The sequence below is a fragment of the Candidatus Methylomirabilota bacterium genome (assembly GCA_035709005.1).
Lineage (GTDB): Bacteria > Methylomirabilota > Methylomirabilia > Rokubacteriales > CSP1-6 > 40CM-4-69-5.
Genome location: DASTFB010000047.1, coordinates 98,947 through 118,799, shown reverse-complemented (window position 1 = coordinate 118,799; position 19,853 = coordinate 98,947). Strand labels below are relative to the sequence as shown.

Sequence of the window (19,853 nt, the reverse complement as noted above, 5' to 3'; positions counted from 1 at the left end):
CTACACCTGCCGCAGCTTGGGGTCCAGCTTGTCCCGCAGCCAGTCTCCGAACATGTTCATGGCCAGGAGCGTCAAGCCCATCGCGATCCCCGGGAAGGCGGCAACCCAGGGCGCCGTCCATACCAGCTGGCGCCCCTCGGCGATCATCAGGCCCCAGGCGGGATGCGGCGGGGGCACGCCCACGCCGAGGAAGCTGAGAGACCCCTCCACCAGGATGACGTAGGCCACCTGAAGCGTGGAGACGACCAGCAGGCTGGGGATCACGTTGGGGAAGATGTGGCGCCACACGATGTAGGCGCCCGACCGTCCGGCCACGCGGGCCAGCGCGATGTAGTCGTTCTCCTTGATGGACAGGGTTTCGCCCCGGACCTGCCGTGCGAACCGGGGCCACAACAGGAACCCGATCACCAGGATGACGTTGCGGAAGCTCGGCCCCGTGACTGCCGTGACGACCACCGCGATGAGGATGAGGGGCATGGAGAGCCCGATGTCGGCCAGGCGCATCAGCAGGGCGTCGATCAGGCCCCCTTTGTAGCCGGCGATGAGCCCCATAGCCGTGCCGATGGTCCCGGCCAGCAGGACGGCACTCAGCGAGACGGCCAGGGAGATGCGGCTGCCGTAGATGATGCGACTCAGGATATCGCGCCCCTGGTCATCAGTGCCCAGGGGATGCGTGGTGCTGCCCCCCTCCACCCACGCGGCGGGCTTGGTCCGCATGCGGAGCTCGCCCTCGGTGGGATGGTGGGGAGCCAGTTGCTCGGCAAAGACCGCGCCCATGATGACCAGCGACAGAATGATGGTGGGGGTCAGCGGCAGCTGACGGGCCAGACCCCAGGCCCTGCGCAGGCCGTACCCGACCAGGACGGGACGCTGTGCCTCTACGGTCGCCATGGACTAAGCTCCCGGCCGGGCGTAGCGGATCTTGGGGTTGAAGTACGAATACAGGATGTCCACCATCAGATTCGCCAGGAGGTAGATGGCGCTGAAGACCATCACGCCTCCCTGCACGATGGGGTAATCCCGGGTGTTGATGCCCTCCAGGATGAGCCGGCCCAGGCCGGGCCAGGCGAAGACCGTCTCCGTCACCACGGCGCCGCCCAGGAAGATGACGAAGAGCATCACGGAGAAGGTCAGCACGGGGATCGTCGCGTTCTTCAGGGCGTGCTTCCAGACGACCACCTGCTCGTGCAGACCCTTGATGCGGGCGAACTTGACGTACTCCGCCCCCAGGACCTCCAGCATGCTGGAGCGGGTGAGGCGCATGATGGCGGCAGCCGTGAAGTACCCCAGGGTGATGCCCGGCAGGATATAGCTCTCCGGCCCGCTCTTGCCGCCTGGCGGCAACCACGCCAGCCACACCCCGAAGATGAGAATCAGCATGATGCCGAGCCAGAACGTGGGCACCGCCTGCCCCGTGACGGCGATCACCCGCGCCACGTGATCCAGGGCGGTGCCTCGCTTCACCGCGGAGTACACCCCGATGGGCACGCCGATGATAATGCTGAAGGCGATGCCCACGGCGCCCAGGGTGAGGGTGTTGGGCAATCGCTCCCAGATGTGCTCCAGCACCGGGCGCCGGCTCAGGACAGACCGGCCGAAGTCCCCGGTGGCCATGCCGGCGAGGTAGACCGCGTACTGCACCGGCAGGGGCTTGTCCAGGCCCAGATGCACCCGCAACGCCTGCTTCTCTTCCTCGGTGGCGCGCACGTCCAGCATCAGCTGCACCGGGTCTCCGGACAGACGGGAGAGTAGGAAGACGAACGTTACCACCACCAGCAGGCTGACGAAGAGTTGGGCGATGCGGCCCACAATGTAGCGCTGCATCGACCTGTCCTAGTCGACTCGCGTGATGTACTCGGTGTAGTGGGGCACGCCCTGGCCCGGCACGAGCGGCCACTTGCCCACGCGCTTGGAGACCCCGAAGAGGGCCACCGTGCCGCCCAGCTCGATCCTGGGCACGTGCTTGTACATCCACGTGGCCATCTCCCTCTGGAGCTTGGCCCGCGACTTTGGATCTGGTTCCTTCGAGACGCGGTCGAGGAACTCATCCATCACGGGATGCTCGAATCCCGAGATCTGGGCCGCCCCCTTGCCATGGCCGACCCGGATCCAGATCTCCCAGGGCTCGGTGCCGACCTGGGGGAAGGCATAGGCCAGGGCCTTGCCCGGGTAGGTCCGGGCGCCGAAGTGACGGGAGAAGATCGCCCGGTCCATGGGCTCGCGGGTGATCTTGCACCCGAGATTCTTCTCCAGCATGGAGGCCACGGCCTCCCCGGCCCGCGGCCCGTAGCCCCGGCCCGGCCAGGTCACCATCAGCATCGTGAACTCGAAGCAGTTGGGGTAGCCCGCCTCCTTCATGAGCTGACGGGCCTTGGCCGGGTCGAAGCCGTATGGCTTCAGGGCCGGAGTCCACGGCTTGCCGGGGAAGAACATGGTAGCCGACGTCACGTCGAGGAAGCCGCCGAAGATCTGCTCCTTGATGGCCTGGACGTCCGTCGCCAGGTTGAAGGCCAGGCGCACCTTGCGGGCCTTCTCGTCATCCAGAGGCGCCCAGGGCAGCCCGGCCTTGGAGGTCCCGGGGCCACGATCGGGCCACATGCCGCCGAGGGTGATTCCCACTGACGCGAACTCGGCAATGGCGCGGGTCTCCACCCGCGCAGCCTTCAACTCCTTCACGAAGTCCACGCCCACCTCGGCGATGTCCACCTGCCCCGCGGCCACCATGGCGATGCGAGTGGCGGCCTCGGGCACCTTCAGCAACACCAGCCGCTCGAACTCGGGGGTCTTGCGCCAGTGGTTGCGAACGGCCTTGTACTCCACGCGGTCACCGAAGGTATGCGACACGAACTCCCAGGGACCGGTGCCGATGGGGTGTCGGTTCGCCGCGTCGTCGCCCCGCTCGAGGGCCTTCTTGGACTGCACGTAGGTCACCTGGGCGAAGACGCCGGAGTTGACCTCGTTGAGCATCATGGGATGCGGCGAACCGAGCTTCACCACCGCCGTGTAGGGGTCCGGGCACTGGACCTCCTTGAGTTTCTTGAGAAACGTCGTCGTGTTGGCCGTCCCCGGCCTGGCTGCCTTCGTGAATGTGTGCTTGATGTCCTCGCAGGTCATTTCGCCGAAGCCGCCGTGGAACTTGACGCCGCGGCGAAGCTTGAAGACCCAGGTGGCGGCCGCGTCGCGCATCTCCCAGCTCTCTGCGAGCATGGGCAGGTTCTCGCCCGTGTTGGGGTCTCGGCGCACCAGGTGCTCGAACATGTAGTTACTGAAAACCATCTCGGCGCCCGGCGTGGCGTCGGGCAGGAACGACTCGTTGGCCATCGTGGCCACGGCAATCGTCAGGGTCCCGCGCGGGTCCTTGGCGTCCACGGCGGTGGGGCTCCACCCGGCAGCGACGACAGACCCGAGCATCAGCACCGTTAGCAGCCCCAAGGGGAAACGACGACGGCGTACGAGCGGGTCAACCATCATCCAGTTACCCTCCCTCCGGTCACCGTTGTTCGACGTGCCTTGGCGCGCGTTCGGGTAGACGCGCCCTCCTTCGCCCCGTGCAGGGCAACGATCTCCAGCAAGCGTCGTGCAGGGGGCTATTGCGGGATGCGCGGCGAAAGCGTAGGCGGACGGGGCGGGCCTGTCAAGTGGGGGAACCTGTCAAGCCTGTTCGAAGTCCAGCGGCTGCAGGCGAAGCTCGAGGATCTCCCGCGAGTCCGGCGTTACGGCGGCTTGAGCTCCGCGGCGAAGTCCCCCGACCCACACGATGCTGCCCTCAACCTCGACCAGCGGCAGGCGGTCGCGGTCCCAGCGGGGCACCTTGGCGTCGATGAGCAGCTGCCTGAGCCGGCGCTCACGATTGTCACCGAAGGCCCGAATGCGGTCGCCCCGGCGCCGGCCGCGCACGATCAGCGGACCGGTCAGCCGCTGGGCATCGAAAGCCACCCGCTCGGGCTCACGCGGCACCCGATACCCGGCCGCCGGCGCCAGCACCGCCTCGAGCTGGAGGCCGACTTCGGGCAGGGCCACAACACCAGGCACGGGAACCGGTCGGGCCGGCAGCGCGACCGACCTGGATCGTCCGACGCGGACGAGCGACCCGCTCACGTCGATCATCACCCCGCCGACGGTCACGGGGCGCCGCGGTGGCGGGCTGGTCAACGCGCGCGCGAGCCGGCGTTGGGCCCAGGCGCGAAGCCGCGTCCGGCCGCCCGATCGCCCGATGGCCTGGCGGAGCACTTCGATCGCCACCGGCAACGGCAGTGCGGTCAGCGCGCCTCGGGGCAGGAGGAGCGCGTCCGGCTCCTCCCGCGCCATCCGCTCCAGCTCGAGCACGGCCATGCCCTCCAGCGCGTCCAGCACCTCGCGGGCCCGGTGGGCCACCCGGCAGAGCGGGTCGACCAGGTCGGCGTCGTGGACGGCGGTCAGCATCGGCAGCAAATCGTGTCGGATGCGATTACGGAGGAACTTGCGATCGAGGTTGCTGGGGTCCTCGATCCATGGGATGCCGGCGTCCGCGAGCACGGCCACCAGCGCGGCACGGCGAAGCCCGATGAGCGGCCGGATGATCCGCCCGCGCACGGGTGGGATGGCGGCCAGCCCGCGCACGCCGGCGCCCTCGAGCAGCCGCATGATCACCGTCTCGGCCTGATCGTCCGCCGTGTGGCCCAAGGCGATGCGCTGTGCGCCCAGCCGGTCGGCGTGGGCCTGCAGCGCCGCGTACCGGGCAGTGCGGGCTGCCTCTTCCAGCGACCCGTGCCGGGAGACCGTGACCCGAGCGACTTCCACGGGTACGCCCACCTGCTGGCCGAGCCTCCGCACCGCGTGCGCCTCCTGCCCGGACCCCTCGCGCAACCCGTGGTCCACGTGAAGCGCGTGAAGGCGCAAGCTCCAGGCCGGGGCCAGACGAGCCAGGACGTACAGGAGCGCGGTGGAGTCGGCGCCACCGGAGAGGGCGATCAGGACGGTTTCGCCGCCCGCGAGCATCGCGTGGCGGCGAATGGTGTCTCGCACGAGGGCGAGGACGTCAGCGGCCACGGCGCGTCAGCCGCCCTGCAAGCCGACCCAGACCTCGCCGTCTTCGAAGTGTTCCTTCTTCCACACCGGGACCGTGCGCTTGAGGGTGTCGATGGCGAACTTGCAGGCCTCGAAGGCCTCCTGGCGATGGCCGGCCGAGACGGCGATGAGCACGCTGGACTCGCCGATCTCCAGACGCCCCACCCGATGCAGCATGGCCACCCGCTTGACGCCCGGCCACCGAGCGCGGAGGGCCCGACCGATCTCGCGCAGCTTGGCCTCCGCCATCGGCGCGTGCGCTTCGTACTCCAGGAACTTCACCGAGCGTCCACCGGTCTCGTTGCGGACGACTCCGGAGAAGATGACGACGCCACCTGCACCGGGGTGATCGACCGCCGCCGCGATGGCGTCCGCCGACAGCGTCGTGTCGACCACGCCGTACATATCGCCACTTTCCGGCGCGGGCTTTGCCCGCGCTCCGATGGCCCTGGGGGAGGATTCGGAGGGGGCCGTCGCGCCTTCAGGGCGCGCCTGTGGGGGCGCCCCCTCCGACGCAGCTCCGCCGCTCACCGGCGGAAACAGGCAGAGCTCGTCGCCGGACTTGAGCCGATGGTCCGGCGCGACGTAGTCGTGACCGACCGCGAAGAGTGTGTGCGGCCGGTACTGCTTCAGCTCGGGGTGGCGGTCGACGACCGCCGCCCAGGCGCGATCGACGGTATCGCCGTCGGCAAGCTCGAGCTCGAGCCGCTCTCGCCCGGTGGCCTCACGATATCGGGCGAAGAGACGGACCCGAATCTGCACTGCACGCTCAGAAGCGGTGGGACTGGCCGCAGCCGCAGCTCGACTTCACGTTGGGGTTCTTGATGGAGAACCCGGCGCCCAGCATGTTGTTGTCGACGTAATCGATCTCGCTGCCGGCGACGTAGGCGGCGCTGTGGCGATCCACATAGAGCTTGACGCCGTGCGATTCGACCACCGTGTCGCCCTCGGCTTCCTGGTCCTCCCAGCCCAGCTCGTAGGACATGCCGGAGCAGCCACCGCCGACCAGCCGAATCCGCAGCCCCCACTCGGGCTTGCCTTCCTCCATCCGCAGGTCGGCCACCTTCTTGGCGGCCAGTTCAGTCATCGTCACCATGCGATCCTCCCCGTCCCCATTTGTCTTTGATATTTTCGGTGGTTATGTCACAGCCATCGTATCACAGAATCCCGGCTGCCGGCATCAGGACGAGCTCTTCCAGGGTCGCGCCCCGCGGCAGGGAAACCATCAGCATGACGGCGCGCGCGACGTCGTCGGCAGCCAGCATGCGCTCGCGGGCGGGAGCGTTGGGAATCGTGTCCCACAGCGGCGTGGAGACGGCACCAGGCAGCACGACACCCACCCGGATGCCGTCGGCGCGCACCTCCTCGGCGAGCACGCGGCTCCAGGCCACGACACCGGCCTTGCTGGCGCTGTAGGCGGCGGCGCCCGCGATCGGGCGAGAGGCCGCGATCGAGGCGACATTGACGATCGTGCCACGGCGCTGGCGGATCATCGGGGCCAGCGCCGCCCGGCAGCAGACCATCACCGCCCGAAGATTCACGGCGAGCATCGCGTCCCAGTCGGTGGGTTTCGCGGTGCTCACCGACCCGAAGCTCGCCGTCCCCGCGCACGTGACCAGGGTGTGCAGCCCTCCCAGCTCGGCCACGGTCTGCTCGACCAGGGCGTCGACGGCGGCATCCTGCGTCACGTCGGTGGGCACTGCCAGCGCGCGGCCCCCCGCTTCGCGGATCTCGGCGGCCACCGCGGCCAGCTCGGCCCGGGTCCGCGACGCCAGGGCCACGGCGGCGCCTTCCCCGGCGAGGGCTCGGGCGACGGCCCGCCCGATGCCGCGGCCGGCGCCCGTGACGAGCGCCACCTCGCCGGCCAGCACGCCGCTCAAATCTGCAACCCCCGGCCGGCCTTGATGAGCTCCATGAACTCGGCTCGGGTCTCCGGCCGATCGCGAAACGCGCCCAGCATGGCCGAGGTCACGGCCTTGGAGTTCTGCTTCTCCACCCCCCGCATGATCATGCAGAGGTGGACGGCTTCCATGACGACGGCGACCCCCCGGGGCTGGAGCACCTCGTTGAGCGTGTTGGCGATCTGCGTGGTCAGCCGCTCCTGAACTTGCAGCCGGCGACTGAACATCTCCACCAGACGCGGGATCTTGGACAGTCCCACGATCTTCTTGTGCGGCATGTAGGCGATGTGGGCCTTGCCAAAAAAGGGGATCAGATGGTGTTCGCAGAGCGAGAAGAAGTCGATGTCCTTGACGACGACCATCTCGTCGTACTCCTCGACGAAGAGGGCCTCGTTGAAGACGTCGGCGATGTTCATCCGATAGCCGGCGGTGAGAAAGCGCAGCGCCTTTTCGACGCGCTCGGGGGTGTGTTCCAGCCCCTCCCGGTAGGCGTCCTCGCCGAGCTCCTTGAGCAGCTGCTCGACCAGGCGCGCGATGGACCTCTCGGTCTGGCTCATGCCTCCTCCCCCCGGTACTCGAAGCGGTTCTTGGCCGTCTCCACCACCGCGACCTGCCGTAAGACGGCGGGCGCGACCCGGCCGGCCAGAAGGCGCCAGAACGCGCGAGCCAACCCCTCCCCGGTACTGATCACGCCGGTCAGCTCGGGCACCGTCTCCAGGGTGTGGTGGTCCACGCGCCGCACGATCGCCTCCTGGACCAGCGCGTCGAGCCGGCCCAGATCCAGCACCATCCCCGTCTGGACGTCGGGCACGCCGGCCACCGTGACCTCCAGATAGTAGTTGTGGCCGTGGGGGCGGGCGCAGGCGCCGTACAGCCGGGCGTTCTCGTCGGCGGTGAGCGCCTCGTTGCGCAGCTGATGCCCCGCGCTGAAGTGGTAGCTGCGGGTCAGCGCGACCTGCCTAGGCGCCGTAGTAGTCGGCATGGAGCGTCGGATCCTCCCAGACCCGGATCCGCCAGAGGCGTTCGCTGCCGAGCTTCGGGGCGAGCAGCTCCCAGATCACGAGGGCCAGGTTCTCGGTCGTGGGCACGCGCCCGCGAAACAGGGTGTCGGCGTTCAGGTCGGCGTGGTCGAACCGCTCGATCACCGTCTCCGTGACGATCTGCTTCAGCTCGCTCAAATCGATGACCATTCCCGTGCGCTCGTCGATCGGGCCGCGGACGGTCACGTCGACGGTGTAGTTGTGGCCGTGGGGCCCGGTGAGCCGGCCGAAGCGACGCTCGTTCTCCGCGGCCGACCAGGTGTCCACCCAGTACCGGTGGCCCGCCGCGAACGTGAATCGCCGGGTGCTGTAGGCGGGCGCGGTCACGGCAGCGATTCCAGGAACCGCCCGGCCACGCGATCGAGATCGAAGTCATCCACGCGACGTCGGCCCTCCTCGCTCAGCGCGGTACGCAAGCCCCGGTCCCCCAGCACCGTCTCCAGAGCGTCCGCCAGCTCGACGGGCCGGCGCGGGGCCACCAGGAGCCCCGTACGCCGATCGAGGACGACTTCGGGCACGGCGCCGGCCCGGCAGGCCACGACCGGCAGCCCCGCGGCCATGGCTTCCACGAAGACCAGGCCGAACCCCTCCTGCACGCTGGGCAGACAGAAGCAATGAGCGCCCATATATTCTACGGCCAGCGTCACGCGAGGCACCTCGCCCAGGAAGATCACTGTATCGGCGAGGCCCAGCCGCGTGTGCAGACGGTGCAGCCGGGCCCATTCGGGGCCGTACCCTACGATGCGAACCTGGATGTTGGGGATTCGCCGCCGCAGGAGGTGCGCAGCTTCCAGCAGGTCCTCCACCCGCTTGCGCGGATACATGCGGGCCACGCAGAGCACGGTAGGTCGAGCGGCCGGGGGCCGCTGGGCCTGCCCGAACAAACGGCGCCAGGCGGCAAGGTCGATCGGCTCCGGCACGACGGCGAGCCGGGCTGCCGGCACTCCGTAGAGCTCGCGCGCGATGCCGGCCGAGTAGCGGCTGGGAACGATGACACGATCGGCCCGGGCGCAGTTGGCGCGCTCCCATCCCGCCTGCACGGAGAGCAGCCGGCGCACCCAGCCCCGCTCGTTGCGCAGCTCGTCGGCGATGATGCCCTTCAACGCCACCACGAATGCGCGGACGCCGCGACGCCAGCGCGCCCACAGGAAGCCGTCGAGGTCCACCCCGACCACGACGTCGGCGGCGGGCGGCGCCAGGGCGGCGTGCACGTTGAAGAGCCAGCGATCCAGGGTGTGGAAGCGCGTCCGCAGGCGCAGGGACCGGACTGTCGCCTGGTGGCCCCGGCCCTGCAGACCGCGCACGAGTCCGTCGAGGGCCACGAATGTCCCGCTGCCCGCCGTGGCGGAGAGCGGGGTCGACGTGAGAACGGCGAACCGCAACTAGCGGCCCTGGAATCGCGGGGGCCGCTTCTCCAGGAACGCCCGCGTACCCTCCTTGTAGTCCTCGCTCTCGAAGACCTCGAGCTGCTGCTCGCGCAGGCGAGCGCGGCGCTCTTCGGTCAGGCCGGCCAGGTAGCTCTCCACCGTGACCTTCGACCCGCGGACCGAGAGCGGCGCATTGTCCGCCACCCGGCGGAGATACTCGTATGTCTCGCGCTCCAGGTCGGCCGCCGGGAACAGGCGCTGGATGAAGCCCATGGCCAGCGCTTCACGATCGCTCACCGTGCGGGCCGAATAGAGGATGTCCTTGGCATAGGCCGGTCCGACCAGATCGACCAGTTGCCCCACCGCGTCGGCGCCATAGATGATGCCGAGCCGTCCGGCCGGGATCCCGAACTTCGAGCCTTCCGCGGCGAACCGCAGGTCGCAGGCCATGGCGACGGCCATGGCACCCCCCATGCAGAAGCCGTAGATCATGGCGATGGTGGGCTTGGGACACTCGCGCAGCGCGACGTGGGCCGCGTGGGTCTGGGCGTTGTAGCGCAGCGCGGTCTCGGTATCCTTGCGCTGTTCCTTGAACTCGGAGATGTCGGCCCCCGAGGCGAAGGCCTCGCTGCCCGCGCCCCGATACACGACGGCACGCACGTCGTCGTCCTTGGCCAGGTCGTTCGTGACGCGGGCGATCTCCCCCCACATGGCCAGATTGATGGCGTTGCGCACGCGCGGTCGATTGAAGACGACGGTGGCGATGGCGCCATCGCGTTCTACGAGGATATCGTCGGCTCCGCTCATCGGGCCACCTCCACGGGGCACGAGTCTAGCAAAGTTTGGTGGGAGCGGAAGCCGGGCTACTCGAGATCTTCGGTGAGGGCCGCCCGCTGGGCGGGGGTCAAGGGCACCTCGGCGGCGAGGCCGGGCAGGTCGATGCCCACCGCGACCGGCACTGCCGACCCCACCCGGAACTTCAGGTACTGCACCGAGGAGAGGCGCCCCTGACCGCGCTGGGACTCGTCGAAGCTGGCTCGCACGGTGCCGCCATCCGGCAAGCGCACGTAGACGTGCTCGGGGAGCCCGTACCACTCGCGGAGCCGCGTGGCCCGCAGGGCGGGGTCATCGATCTCGATCAGCAGGGTGCAGCCGAGCTCCCCCGGTCCGCCCAGCAAGCCGTTGTAGGTGTCCACCTCGTGCTGGATGGCCGCCCGGTCGGCGATGTGCTCGGCGCGGATCATCTCCTGGATCTGGTAGCGGATCGTCAGCGTGTTCTCGAAGAGAAAGGTGAAGTACTCGCCGACGTGGATCCGCCGCCGGTCCTTGGCCCGGAACACCTCGTCGCGAAACGCGGGCCGCTGGCTCTCGTAGGCGCCGGCATCGAGGAGGTCGGCCACGCGCACCTGTCGGGTCATCAGCGGGGCTCCGGGCCCGCGGCCGGCGCCGGCGCGAGGCGACGGGGGAAGCCGTCCGGACGGTAGGCCCGGGCCAGGACCGACATGGGGTGCAGCGGATGCGCCCCGGCGTGCTGGGCGAACTGGAGCGCGGCCAGGGGGCAGTCGCTGGTCCAGACGCTCGCCTCGGCCACCTGCATGGCCGCAAAGGCTTTGATGCCGATGCGGCGGGAGGGCTCGAACCCTTCGACCGTCATCGCGTAGGTGCCGTCGTGGCCGCTGCACTCCATGACCATGGCCAGCCGGACTCCGGGGATCTTGCGCAGCAGGTCCCGGCTCTTGAAGCCGATGCCCTGGGCCCGCAGGTGGCAAGGCACGTGGTAGGCGATGGTGCCCTCGGGTGCGCTTTGAAACGCCGTATTGAAGCGAGGCTCGTCCCGGATCCCCCACAAGAACTCCGCGGGGTCCATGGTGGCTGCGGCCACCCGGGCGGCGGCCTCACGGTCGGCCGGATCGACGAGGCCGGGATACTCCCGGCGCAGCATCATGGAGCAGGTCGGGTTGATGGCCACGATGCGGGCCCCCTGCTCCACGAACGGGCGGAGGCGCCGGAGATTGTCGCGCGCCGCAGCCTGCACGCCCGCGAGGTCCCCCTTCTCCCACGCCGGCATCCCGCAGCAGCGCAGCCCGGCCACGCAGCGAACGGTGACTCCGTTCCGCTCCAGGACCTCCACCGTGTCGGCTCCGATCTCGGGCGCATTGTGTTGGACGAAACACGTCTGAAAGAGCACGACCTCCGCGGGCGGCGTCGCGGTCAGCCGGCCGGTCCGCCGGGCCCAGTCCTCGAAGGTTCGCCGGGCAAAGGGCGGCAACAGCTTGCCGCGATGGATGCCCACGGCCTTTTCGAGCAGCCAGCGGAGCATCCGGGAGCGGCTGGCCAGGTTGGCCAGGCCCAGACTGGCCCGGGCCACGCGGCCGGCCCGGTCCGGATCGCCCAGCAATCGGTCGCGGAGGCGCCGGCCACAGGCCTGCACCTGCACAGCCCGCTGCCGATGCACGAGCTTCGGAAAATCCAGCCGGTACTCGTGGCCATCCCGCACGGTGTACGGGCAGTTCACCTCGCACAGCTTGCACTGGAAACAGTCGTCGAGGACCGCCGTGGCCTCGAGCGTGATGAGGGGGATTTCGCCCTGGTGTCGGCGGTCGATCAGGTCGAACAGGTTCGGGAAGACGTCGCAGTATTTGAAGCAGAGCCGGCACCCGTGGCAGATGGCGAACGTGCGCCGCAACTCACCGGCCAGACCGTCCCGGTCCCAGTACACGGGATCGGCAGGGTCGTACGACAGTCCTGCTGTCGGTTGATACGAGACGATGTCGGTGTCGTCAGACATGAGGGGGCGCGGGCCGGCCCGGCGCGGCATTTCTCCGGGCCGGCTCCCGCTGTCGGTTAGCTGATCGTCTTCAGCAGCTTCTCGAAACGACCGGCGTGCGACTTCTCCGCCTTGGCCAGCGTCTCGAACCAGTCGGCGATCTCCGGGAAGCCCTCGGCCCGCGCCGTCTTGGCCATGCCGGGGTACATATCGGTGTACTCGTAGGTCTCTCCGGCGATGGCCGCCCGAAGATTGGCGTCCGTCGGCCCGATCGCCAGGTCGGTGGCGGGGTCCCCGACCGCCTTCAGGTAATCCAGATGGCCGTGGGCGTGCCCCGTCTCGCCTTCCGCGGTCTCACGGAAGTTGCCCGCGATCTCCGGGTAGCCCTCCACGTCCGCCACCTTGGCGAAGTAGAGGTACCGCCGGTTGGCCTGCGACTCCCCGGCAAACGCGTGCTTGAGGTTCTCGTGGGTCTTCGATCCTTTCAGCTTCGTCATGCGTCCTCCGATCGGGTGATAGGGTGTCGCGTCGAGCCCAAGTTAGATGTGATCTTAATCTAGAATGACTCAAAATCAAGGCTGGACTCGTCCGGGGAGTGTCGTACAATGATTTTGTGACGGAGCCACGCCGACTTATCGACCGCCTGCAGGGCCGGCCCGACTGGCGCATGACGGCGCAGCGCCGGGTGATCGCCCAGGCCCTCGACGGCGATCACGTGCATCTGACGGTCGAGCAGGTCTTCCAGCGGGCGCGGCGTCACCTGCCCGAGCTCAGCCTGGCCACCGTCTACAACACCCTCAACGAGCTGGTCGCGCTGAAGGAGCTCCAGCAAATGGAGGTCCCCGGCAGCCCGACCCGGTACGACCCGAACACCGAGCACCGGCACGATCACCTGGTGTGTCTCCGGTGCGGTGAAGTCCACGACGTGTTTCCCCGCGGGAAACTCCAGCTGCCGGAGTCCCAGCGCTTCGGTCACCGGATCGTCGGTCAGGAAACGGTGTTCAAAGGCTACTGCCCGCGCTGCAGCCACTCCGAACACCGTTGACGACCGTGTCGGGATCGTGGGTGGTGGCGGTGGGAGGAATTGAACCTCCGACACGGGGCTTATGAGACCCCTGCTCTGCCGCTGAGCTACACCGCCGAATCCGTTGGACAGGTGGGCCGTTTTGCTATAATCCCGCTTCGAGCAAGCCAACGGTAGCGATTCCAGCTACTCAAGTCAAGCCGGGCACGGCTCGGAGGAACCTTCAATGCAGTTGCGGACACACCCCTGGCATGACACCGATCTCGCACTCCGTCATCGCTACGCCGACGAAGACGAAGAAGAAGACGACGACTCCGAGGACGACGAGGACGAGCTCGAGGACGACGAAGGCGATGAGGACGACGACGAGCTCGAGGACGACGACGACGTCGCCGATGAGGACGAGCTCGAGGACGACGACGAGTTCGAGGACGACGAGCTCGAAGACGACGAGGAGGATGACCTCGACGAGGACGACGACGTCGACGAGGAGGAGGATGAGGAGGTCGAGGAGGAGAAGTAGTCCATCACGCGACGAGGAGGGGCCAGACCATGGCGCTGTTCAGCGGAGAGGGTTGGCTGTTCTTCCTGCGGTGGTTCCATTTCCTCGCCGGGATCACCTGGATCGGGCTGCTCTACTACTTTAACTTCGTCCAGACTCCTTACTTCGCGGGGGCTGAGGCTCCCGTCCGTAGCGGCATGATCACCGGCGGCCTGGTCGAGCGGGCTTTGTGGTGGTTCCGGTGGGGCGCCATGCTCACGTTCATCACCGGCTGGCTCATCATCCTGCACAAGATCGGACAACTCGGGCTCGACGGCTTCTTCAACACCTCGTACGGCTGGGCCATCTTCTACGGTGGGATGTTGGGCAGCATCTTGTGGTTCAACGTCTGGTTCGTGATCTGGCCGGCCCAGCAGGTGGTCATCGCCTCGGCGAGGCAGGTCGCCAAGGGCGGACAGGCCATCGCGGAGGCCGCGGCCCGGGGGCAGCGGGGCGGGTTCGCATCCCGGACGAACACCCTGCTCTCGATTCCCATGCTGTTCTTCATGGGCGCGGCCAGCCATCTGCCCATGTTCGCTCAGGCCACCGGTGGGGCCATCGCTGGCGCTCTCATCCTGCTGACCATCGTCTTGATCGCCGCCGAGGCCAACGCCATGGTCGGCACGACGGGGCCCGGCAAGAAGGTGCTCGGCAGCGTCAAAGGCACGTTCTGGGCGGGTTTCGTTCTGACCGCGATCCTCTACTTCGGGCTGGAGATCATGTTCCCCTGAGGGCCCGTCTCCGCGACGGCGCTCGCCCTCATTCCAGGTATGCAGCGAGCGGCGGAATGTCGGGAGCGAGCGCCGGCTGGGGCGGCATGAGGTGGGTGGGACGCTTGGGCTGGTAGCCCGGCGGGTACGTGCCTCGGAGCACCTTGGCCTCCAGCAACTCGCGGGACGAGCCTTTGACCGGAGGCCCGAGCGGCCCGGCCTGGGACGGGTCGGTCGCGTGGCACGCCGTGCACTGCGTGAGGTAGACCTGGCGCCCGCGTTCGGCCTCAGCATTCAATTGTGGCCGGTCGCCGCAGCCGGCGGCCACGGCCAGCACCGCCGCCGTCACCATGATCCAGACTCGTCCCATCCGAGGACCTGAGCCTCTTCTAGCGAGCCCGCGGACGCCTGTCAATCGAGCGGGGAGAGTCTCAGACCTCGTGCGCGACCGGCCGGAGTCGCTGGCGCGCTTGCTCGAAATCGATGATCCGGGCCGGGCCGCACGGGCGGGGCGGCAGGGGCGCCGCCGAGAAGAAATCGTAGGCCGTGTAGCGGGGCTGGGATCGGAGGATCCCCCGCATCTCGATCACGGCCAGCCGCAGTCGCCACCAGGCGTTGCGCAGACGCACGGCCAGGCTCGGCCATTCGGAGATCGTGGAAACAGGCTCATTCTGGGTACGCGTGGGCAAGTAGTAGACGTTCATCGCAGTCCTCGCTCTTCCAAGAGGGCCTGGGCGCGCTGGAGCGTCCTGCGCAGGATGCCGTCGAGCTCCGCGTGGATCCGATAGGCCTCCACCACCGCCGCCACTCTGAGGCCCGGCGAGCCCGCCGTCGCGGCACGCCGCTCGGCGGCCGCGGCCCGGGCGCCGAGCGCCATCTGGGCCTCGGCCATGGAAGACAACAGCGACTGGGTCGCCTCGAGCTGTGCCCGCACCGCGTCGGGCCTCGTCGTCGGCTCGGCGACGACCACCCGGGGAGAACGGGCCGTGGCGAACGCGTCGGGCAGGACGATCCCGGGGCGCCAGAGCGTTATCCCGGAAGCGCGGGGCCTCGGGGCCTCACCCGGGAGGTGCAGCTCCGGCTGCAGCAAGCGCGGGCTCGTGATGTTCATCTCACCTGGGGTGTGTGGCAACCGGGGTGCCACACGCGGTGCGCGCTAAGTCAGCATTGAATCGAGGCGTCGCGGGACGGTGAAAACGGCGAGGCCTGGGAGAACATCCCCGGGACGGGGACTTTCTCCCGGGAGAGTCAGGCAGAACGGCTCAGGCCGTAGTCGCGGATCTTCTTGTTCAGGGTCTTGATGTCGACGTCGAGGACTCGCGCGGCCTGGGCCTTGTTCCAGCCGGTGGCCTGAAGCACGCGCTCGACGTGGCGGCGCTCGATCTCCTGCAACGAGACCAGCGCAGCTTCCGGCTCGGGGGCGGCGCGGGCGGGCGCGCCCAGCTCGGCCGGTAAGTCATTGACGCGGACCTCGTCGCCCTCGTGCAGGATCATCAGGCGCTCGACCAGGTTCCGCAGCTCCCGGATGTTGCCGGGCCACGAATAGCTCATCAGTCGGTCCATGGCCTCGGCGGCGAACTTCAGGGACTTGCCCCGGGTGGCGGGCCCGGTGAAGTGCTGGACCAGCAGCGGGATGTCGGCCCGGCGTTGCCGCAGGGAGGGAACGGGCACACTGATCGTGCTCACCCGGTAGAACAGGTCCCAGCGGAACCGCCCCTCGGCGGCTTCCCGGCTCAGATCCTTGTTGGTGGCGGCCAGGATCCGCGCGTCCACGTGAAACGCCCGCTCTTCGCCGACCCGGCGCACCTCGCCGGAATCGAGCACACGCAAGAGGCGCACTTGCATGGCGGGAGACATCTCACCGATCTCGTCCAGGAACAGCGTCCCGCCGTCCGCGGCCTCGAACAGACCGACCCGCGAGGCCACGGCCCCGCTGAATGCGCCGCGCTTGTGCCCGAACAGCTCCGTCTCGAGGAGGGTGTCGGGAAACGCGCCGCAGTTGACCGACACGAACGACCGGCTCGCCCGGCGGCTCTTGAGGTGGATGGTCCGGGCGACGAGCTCCTTGCCGGTCCCGCTCTCACCGAGGATGAGAACCGGACTGTCGCTCTGGGCGACCCGCCCGATGATCGAGATCAGATCCTGAACTTCCGGCGTCGCCCCCACGATCTGGGGGAGGCCGTCACGACGGGTCATCACCTCTCGGAGCGCGGAGTTCTCCCGGCGCAGCTTCTTCTTTTCCGCGGCCTTGCCCAGGACCTCCACGAGCTCGGCGTTGCGCCAGGGTTTCCCGAGAAAATCGTAGGCGCCCAGCCGCATGGCTTCCACCGCGGTCTCCACATCCGCGTTGCCGGTGAGGACGATGAACTCCGTGTCGGCCTCGGCCTCACGGGCCCAGCGAAGGATGTCGAGACCGGATGCGTCGGGAAGCTTCACATCGACGAGGGCCACGTCGTACTCGTGCCGGCCGAGAAGGGCCATCCCCTCGGCGCCGGAGACCGCCTCGCCCACCGTGAATCCGGCCTTGGTGAGAACCCGGCCGAGCAGCGCACGAACCTCAGCATCGTCGTCCACGACCAGCACGCGGATGCGATCGTGCATGTAGCGCCATCATAGCACTTTCAGTAACATATCGACCTCAGGAGGATTTCGCGCATGCCGCGCCCCCCGGGGCTCCGGATCGAAGGCGCCCGGCAGAACAACCTGAAGAACGTCTCTCTGGAGGTCCCCCATGACCGCCTGACCATCGTCACCGGCGTTTCGGGGTCGGGCAAGTCGTCGCTGGCGTTCGACACCATCTTCGCCGAGGGACAGTGGCGCTACATCGAGTCGCTGAGCACCTACGCCCGGATGTTCCTCGATCGGATCGATCGGCCGGATGTGGACCGGATGGAGAACATCCGGCCGGCCGTGGCGCTGGAGCAGAAAAACCCCGTCCGGACTGCTCGCTCCACCGTCGGCACGGCCACCGAGGTTTACGACTACCTGCGTCTGCTCTACGCCAAGATCGGCCAGGTCCACTGCCTGGCCTGTGAGGTCCCGGCCGCCTCCCACTCGGCCGAGTCGATCGTGGACACCTTGCTGGCCCGGCACCCGGGTGCCCGGGCGCTGATCGGCTTCCGTCTCGCCGTCCCCGCCGGGATGCCCCTGGCCGATCTGTGGGCGGCCTTGATGCGACGGGGCTTCGCGCGCGTGCGCCTGGGCGAGGAGATTCTCGATCTGACCGCTCCACCGCCGGCGACCGAGGTCGCCAAGGAGCTGGTCGTCGTCCTGGATCGCGTGACGCTCGACGCCGCACGACGAGCCCGTCTGACCGAGTCCGTGGAGGCCGCCCTGCGCGAGGGCAGCGGCCGGATGGAGGTGGACGTCGTGGGCGCCGGCGTGCTGGCCTTTGCCGAGGCGCTCAAGTGCCCGCAGTGCGGCGCAGCTCTCGAGCGGCCCCAACCCCTGCTGTTCTCCTTCAACCATCCCCTGGGGGCCTGCCCCGAATGCCGGGGCTTCGGCAACATCCTCCAGTACGACGAAGGCCTCGTGGTGCCCGATCCCACGCGCACCCTGGCCGAGGGCGCGGTGGAGCCATGGACCTACCCCTCGGGACGGCGGTACCAGCGGCAGCTCGTCAAGGCGGCGCGGCGCCTCGGCCTCGACACGAGCAAGCCGTACAACACGCTCACGGAGGCGGAGCGCCGCCTGGTGTACGAGGGCGACGACGGCTTTCCCGGCATCCGGGGCTTCTTCGAGGAGGTGGAGTCCTACCGCTACAAGCTGCACGTCCGGGTGTTCCTCTCCCGCTACCGCAGCCAGTCGCGCTGTCCGGCCTGCCAGGGGAAGCGGCTCAAGCCGGCGGCGTTGGCCGTCCGGGTCGGCGGGCTGACGATCGCGGACGTGTGCGCCCTGACGATCGAGCAGGCCTTCCGGACGCTGACCGGGCTGCGATTGTCGGCCTGGGAGAGCACCATCGCCCGGGAAATCCTCAAGCAGCTCGGCGCCAAGCTCACCTTCCTGCTTCGCGTCGGGCTCGGCTACCTGAGCCTGTCTCGCCAGACCCGATCGCTGTCAGGCGGCGAGGCGCAACGCATCAATTTGGCCAACCAGCTCGGCTCGCAGCTCGTCGGCACCTTGTACGTCCTCGACGAGCCCTCCATCGGCCTGCACGCGCGCGACACCGCCCGTCTCGCCGATCTCTGCCGGGAGCTGGCCCAGGCCGGCAACACCGTCATCGTGGTCGAGCACGATCGGACCTTCATCGACGCCGCCGACCACATCGTGGAGCTGGGGCCCGGTTCGGGGGAGCGCGGCGGGGAGCTCGTGTTCAGCGGCCCGAAGGTCGAGTTCGCCAAGGCCTCGCACTCCCTCACCGCCCGCTACCTCACGGGCCGGGAGTCGATCTCGGTGCCGCCGGGGCGCCGTCCGGGCCGCCGGCACCTCGTGCTGACCGGCGCCCGCGAGCACAATCTCAAAAACGTCGTCCTGCGCATCCCGCTCGGCACCCTGACCGTGGTGAGCGGGGTCTCCGGCTCGGGCAAATCGACGCTCGTGCACGACACGCTGTACCGCGCCGTGGCCCGCGCCTTCAAGAGCGACTTCGCCCTTCCCGGGGCCTATGACAGCCTCGCCGGGCTGGAGTATCTCAAGGGCGTTCGCCTCATCGATCAGGAGCCGATCGGCCGCACCCCCCGCTCGAATCCCGTCACCTACGTGAAGGCCTTCGACGAGATCCGGAAGCTGTATGCCGCCCAGCCGAAGGCCAGGGCGCTCGGTCTGCCGGCGGGCGCCTTCTCCTTCAACGTCCCCGGGGGGCGCTGCGAGAAGTGTCAGGGCGACGGGTTCGAGAAACTCGAGATGTACTTCTTCGAAGACGTCTATGTGACCTGCCAGGAATGCGAGGGCCGCCGGTACCGGCCGGACGTGCTCTCCGTGAAGCACCGGGGGCGCAACATCGCCGCCGCGCTGAAGATGACGGTCGACGAGGCCGTCGAGTTCTTCGCGGCCCACAGCACGCTGGCGCGTCGTCTCCGTGTGCTGGGGGACGTCGGCCTGGGGTATCTGCGGCTGGGCCAGCCCGCCACGACGTTGTCGGGCGGCGAGGCCCAGCGGCTCAAGATCGCCGCCGAGCTCGGGGCGCGGACCGCCGGCGACATGCTGTATATCCTCGACGAGCCGACGACCGGGCTGCACCTGGACGACGTGAAACGCCTCCTGGGCGTGCTGAACCGGCTGGTGGACGCCGGCAACACCGTGCTGGTGGTGGAGCACCACCTCGACGTCATCAAGTCGGCGGACTGGGTGATCGACCTCGGTCCCGAGGGGGGCGACGAGGGCGGCGAGATCATCGCCGAGGGCCCGCCCGAGATTGTGGTCCAGACTCCCGGCTCCTACACCGGCAAGTTCCTGGCCGAGATCCTGCCCCGGCTCAACGGCAAGAACTGTCGCCCCTGAGCCTGGCGCGCAGGCGCT

At 68.6% G+C, this 19,853-nt stretch carries 23 protein-coding genes and 1 tRNA gene; 4 read left to right on the top strand and 20 right to left on the bottom strand.

All coding sequences use genetic code 11. From position 1 onward, the window contains the following. From VFR64_07410 to VFR64_07340, 15 genes are all read right to left on the bottom strand, one after another. The gene (locus VFR64_07410; GenBank protein HET9489564.1) at positions 1-891 is read right to left on the bottom strand and encodes an ABC transporter permease; all 891 of its coding nucleotides are present in this window, start codon (positions 889-891) and stop codon (positions 1-3) included. A gap of 3 nt (positions 892-894) precedes the next feature. Further along, positions 895-1,824 (bottom strand): ABC transporter permease, encoded by a 930-nt coding sequence (locus VFR64_07405; protein ID HET9489563.1) that lies wholly within the window; start codon positions 1,822-1,824, stop codon positions 895-897. 9 nt (positions 1,825-1,833) lie between these two features. Further along, the gene (locus VFR64_07400; GenBank protein ID HET9489562.1) at positions 1,834-3,471 is read right to left on the bottom strand and encodes an ABC transporter substrate-binding protein; all 1,638 of its coding nucleotides are present in this window, start codon (positions 3,469-3,471) and stop codon (positions 1,834-1,836) included. Between the two features lie 180 nt (positions 3,472-3,651). After that, positions 3,652-5,028: a tRNA lysidine(34) synthetase TilS gene (tilS, locus tag VFR64_07395; GenBank protein HET9489561.1), complete on the bottom strand. Its 1,377-nt coding sequence runs from the start codon at positions 5,026-5,028 to the stop codon at positions 3,652-3,654. Between the two features lie 6 nt (positions 5,029-5,034). Continuing rightward, complete coding sequence (locus VFR64_07390; GenBank protein ID HET9489560.1) at positions 5,035-5,808, bottom strand: molybdenum cofactor biosynthesis protein MoaE; 774 nt, start codon at positions 5,806-5,808, stop codon at positions 5,035-5,037. Between the two features lie 7 nt (positions 5,809-5,815). Beyond that, positions 5,816-6,133: an iron-sulfur cluster assembly accessory protein gene (locus VFR64_07385; GenBank protein HET9489559.1), complete on the bottom strand. Its 318-nt coding sequence runs from the start codon at positions 6,131-6,133 to the stop codon at positions 5,816-5,818. Positions 6,134-6,203: 70 nt separating this feature from the next. Continuing rightward, on the bottom strand, positions 6,204-6,917 hold the full coding sequence (locus VFR64_07380; protein HET9489558.1) for an SDR family NAD(P)-dependent oxidoreductase: 714 nt from the start codon (positions 6,915-6,917) through the stop codon (positions 6,204-6,206). 5 nt (positions 6,918-6,922) lie between these two features. Continuing rightward, positions 6,923-7,504, bottom strand: a complete 582-nt coding sequence (gene folE, locus VFR64_07375) for a GTP cyclohydrolase I FolE (protein HET9489557.1) — start codon at positions 7,502-7,504, stop codon at positions 6,923-6,925. Further along, positions 7,501-7,929, bottom strand: coding sequence for a 6-carboxytetrahydropterin synthase (locus VFR64_07370; protein ID HET9489556.1), 429 nt, complete (start codon positions 7,927-7,929; stop codon positions 7,501-7,503). Before VFR64_07370 ends, folE begins: the two co-directional genes overlap by 4 nt. After that, on the bottom strand, positions 7,907-8,314 hold the full coding sequence (locus VFR64_07365) for a 6-carboxytetrahydropterin synthase (protein HET9489555.1): 408 nt from the start codon (positions 8,312-8,314) through the stop codon (positions 7,907-7,909). Before VFR64_07365 ends, VFR64_07370 begins: the two co-directional genes overlap by 23 nt. Beyond that, positions 8,311-9,309 carry a glycosyltransferase family 4 protein gene (locus tag VFR64_07360; GenBank protein ID HET9489554.1) on the bottom strand — a complete coding sequence of 333 codons (999 nt, stop codon included), beginning with the start codon at positions 9,307-9,309 and terminating at the stop codon, positions 8,311-8,313. The genes VFR64_07365 and VFR64_07360 overlap by 4 nt, the downstream gene beginning before the upstream one ends. Positions 9,310-9,369: 60 nt before the next feature. After that, the gene (locus VFR64_07355; protein ID HET9489553.1) at positions 9,370-10,161 is read right to left on the bottom strand and encodes an enoyl-CoA hydratase; all 792 of its coding nucleotides are present in this window, start codon (positions 10,159-10,161) and stop codon (positions 9,370-9,372) included. 56 nt (positions 10,162-10,217) lie between these two features. Continuing rightward, the gene (locus tag VFR64_07350) at positions 10,218-10,772 is read right to left on the bottom strand and encodes a DUF3501 family protein (protein HET9489552.1); all 555 of its coding nucleotides are present in this window, start codon (positions 10,770-10,772) and stop codon (positions 10,218-10,220) included. After that, complete coding sequence (locus tag VFR64_07345) at positions 10,772-12,142, bottom strand: heterodisulfide reductase-related iron-sulfur binding cluster (protein HET9489551.1); 1,371 nt, start codon at positions 12,140-12,142, stop codon at positions 10,772-10,774. The genes VFR64_07350 and VFR64_07345 overlap by 1 nt, the downstream gene beginning before the upstream one ends. Positions 12,143-12,198: 56 nt before the next feature. Further along, complete coding sequence (locus tag VFR64_07340) at positions 12,199-12,618, bottom strand: rubrerythrin family protein (protein ID HET9489550.1); 420 nt, start codon at positions 12,616-12,618, stop codon at positions 12,199-12,201. Positions 12,619-12,734: 116 nt separating this feature from the next. Between VFR64_07340 and VFR64_07335 the strand changes: the two genes are divergently transcribed. After that, positions 12,735-13,166 (top strand): transcriptional repressor, encoded by a 432-nt coding sequence (locus VFR64_07335; protein HET9489549.1) that lies wholly within the window; start codon positions 12,735-12,737, stop codon positions 13,164-13,166. Positions 13,167-13,187: 21 nt separating this feature from the next. Here the strand turns inward: VFR64_07335 and VFR64_07330 are convergent. Beyond that, positions 13,188-13,262, bottom strand: a tRNA-Met gene (locus VFR64_07330). 109 nt (positions 13,263-13,371) lie between these two features. On the opposite strand from VFR64_07330, the gene VFR64_07325 reads away from it, so the two are divergent. Together VFR64_07325 and VFR64_07320 are read left to right on the top strand one after the other, a co-directional pair. Further along, entirely contained in the window at positions 13,372-13,668 is a 297-nt protein-coding gene (locus tag VFR64_07325) for a hypothetical protein (protein HET9489548.1), read from the top strand. A 29-nt stretch (positions 13,669-13,697) separates the two neighbouring features. Next, positions 13,698-14,417 carry a urate hydroxylase PuuD gene (locus tag VFR64_07320; protein HET9489547.1) on the top strand — a complete coding sequence of 240 codons (720 nt, stop codon included), beginning with the start codon at positions 13,698-13,700 and terminating at the stop codon, positions 14,415-14,417. Between the two features lie 28 nt (positions 14,418-14,445). Here the strand turns inward: VFR64_07320 and VFR64_07315 are convergent, their stop codons facing one another. From VFR64_07315 to VFR64_07300, 4 genes are all read right to left on the bottom strand, one after another. Beyond that, on the bottom strand, positions 14,446-14,766 hold the full coding sequence (locus VFR64_07315) for a cytochrome c (GenBank protein HET9489546.1): 321 nt from the start codon (positions 14,764-14,766) through the stop codon (positions 14,446-14,448). A 61-nt stretch (positions 14,767-14,827) separates the two neighbouring features. Further along, complete coding sequence (locus VFR64_07310) at positions 14,828-15,100, bottom strand: hypothetical protein (GenBank protein ID HET9489545.1); 273 nt, start codon at positions 15,098-15,100, stop codon at positions 14,828-14,830. Then, on the bottom strand, positions 15,097-15,507 hold the full coding sequence (locus tag VFR64_07305; protein ID HET9489544.1) for a hypothetical protein: 411 nt from the start codon (positions 15,505-15,507) through the stop codon (positions 15,097-15,099). Before VFR64_07305 ends, VFR64_07310 begins: the two co-directional genes overlap by 4 nt. Before the next feature lie 137 nt (positions 15,508-15,644). Beyond that, complete coding sequence (locus VFR64_07300) at positions 15,645-16,997, bottom strand: sigma-54 dependent transcriptional regulator (protein HET9489543.1); 1,353 nt, start codon at positions 16,995-16,997, stop codon at positions 15,645-15,647. 54 nt (positions 16,998-17,051) lie between these two features. Here VFR64_07300 and uvrA point away from each other — a divergent pair, with 54 nt between their 5' ends. After that, on the top strand, positions 17,052-19,835 hold the full coding sequence (uvrA, locus tag VFR64_07295; protein HET9489542.1) for an excinuclease ABC subunit UvrA: 2,784 nt from the start codon (positions 17,052-17,054) through the stop codon (positions 19,833-19,835). Positions 19,836-19,853 lie beyond the last annotated feature (18 nt).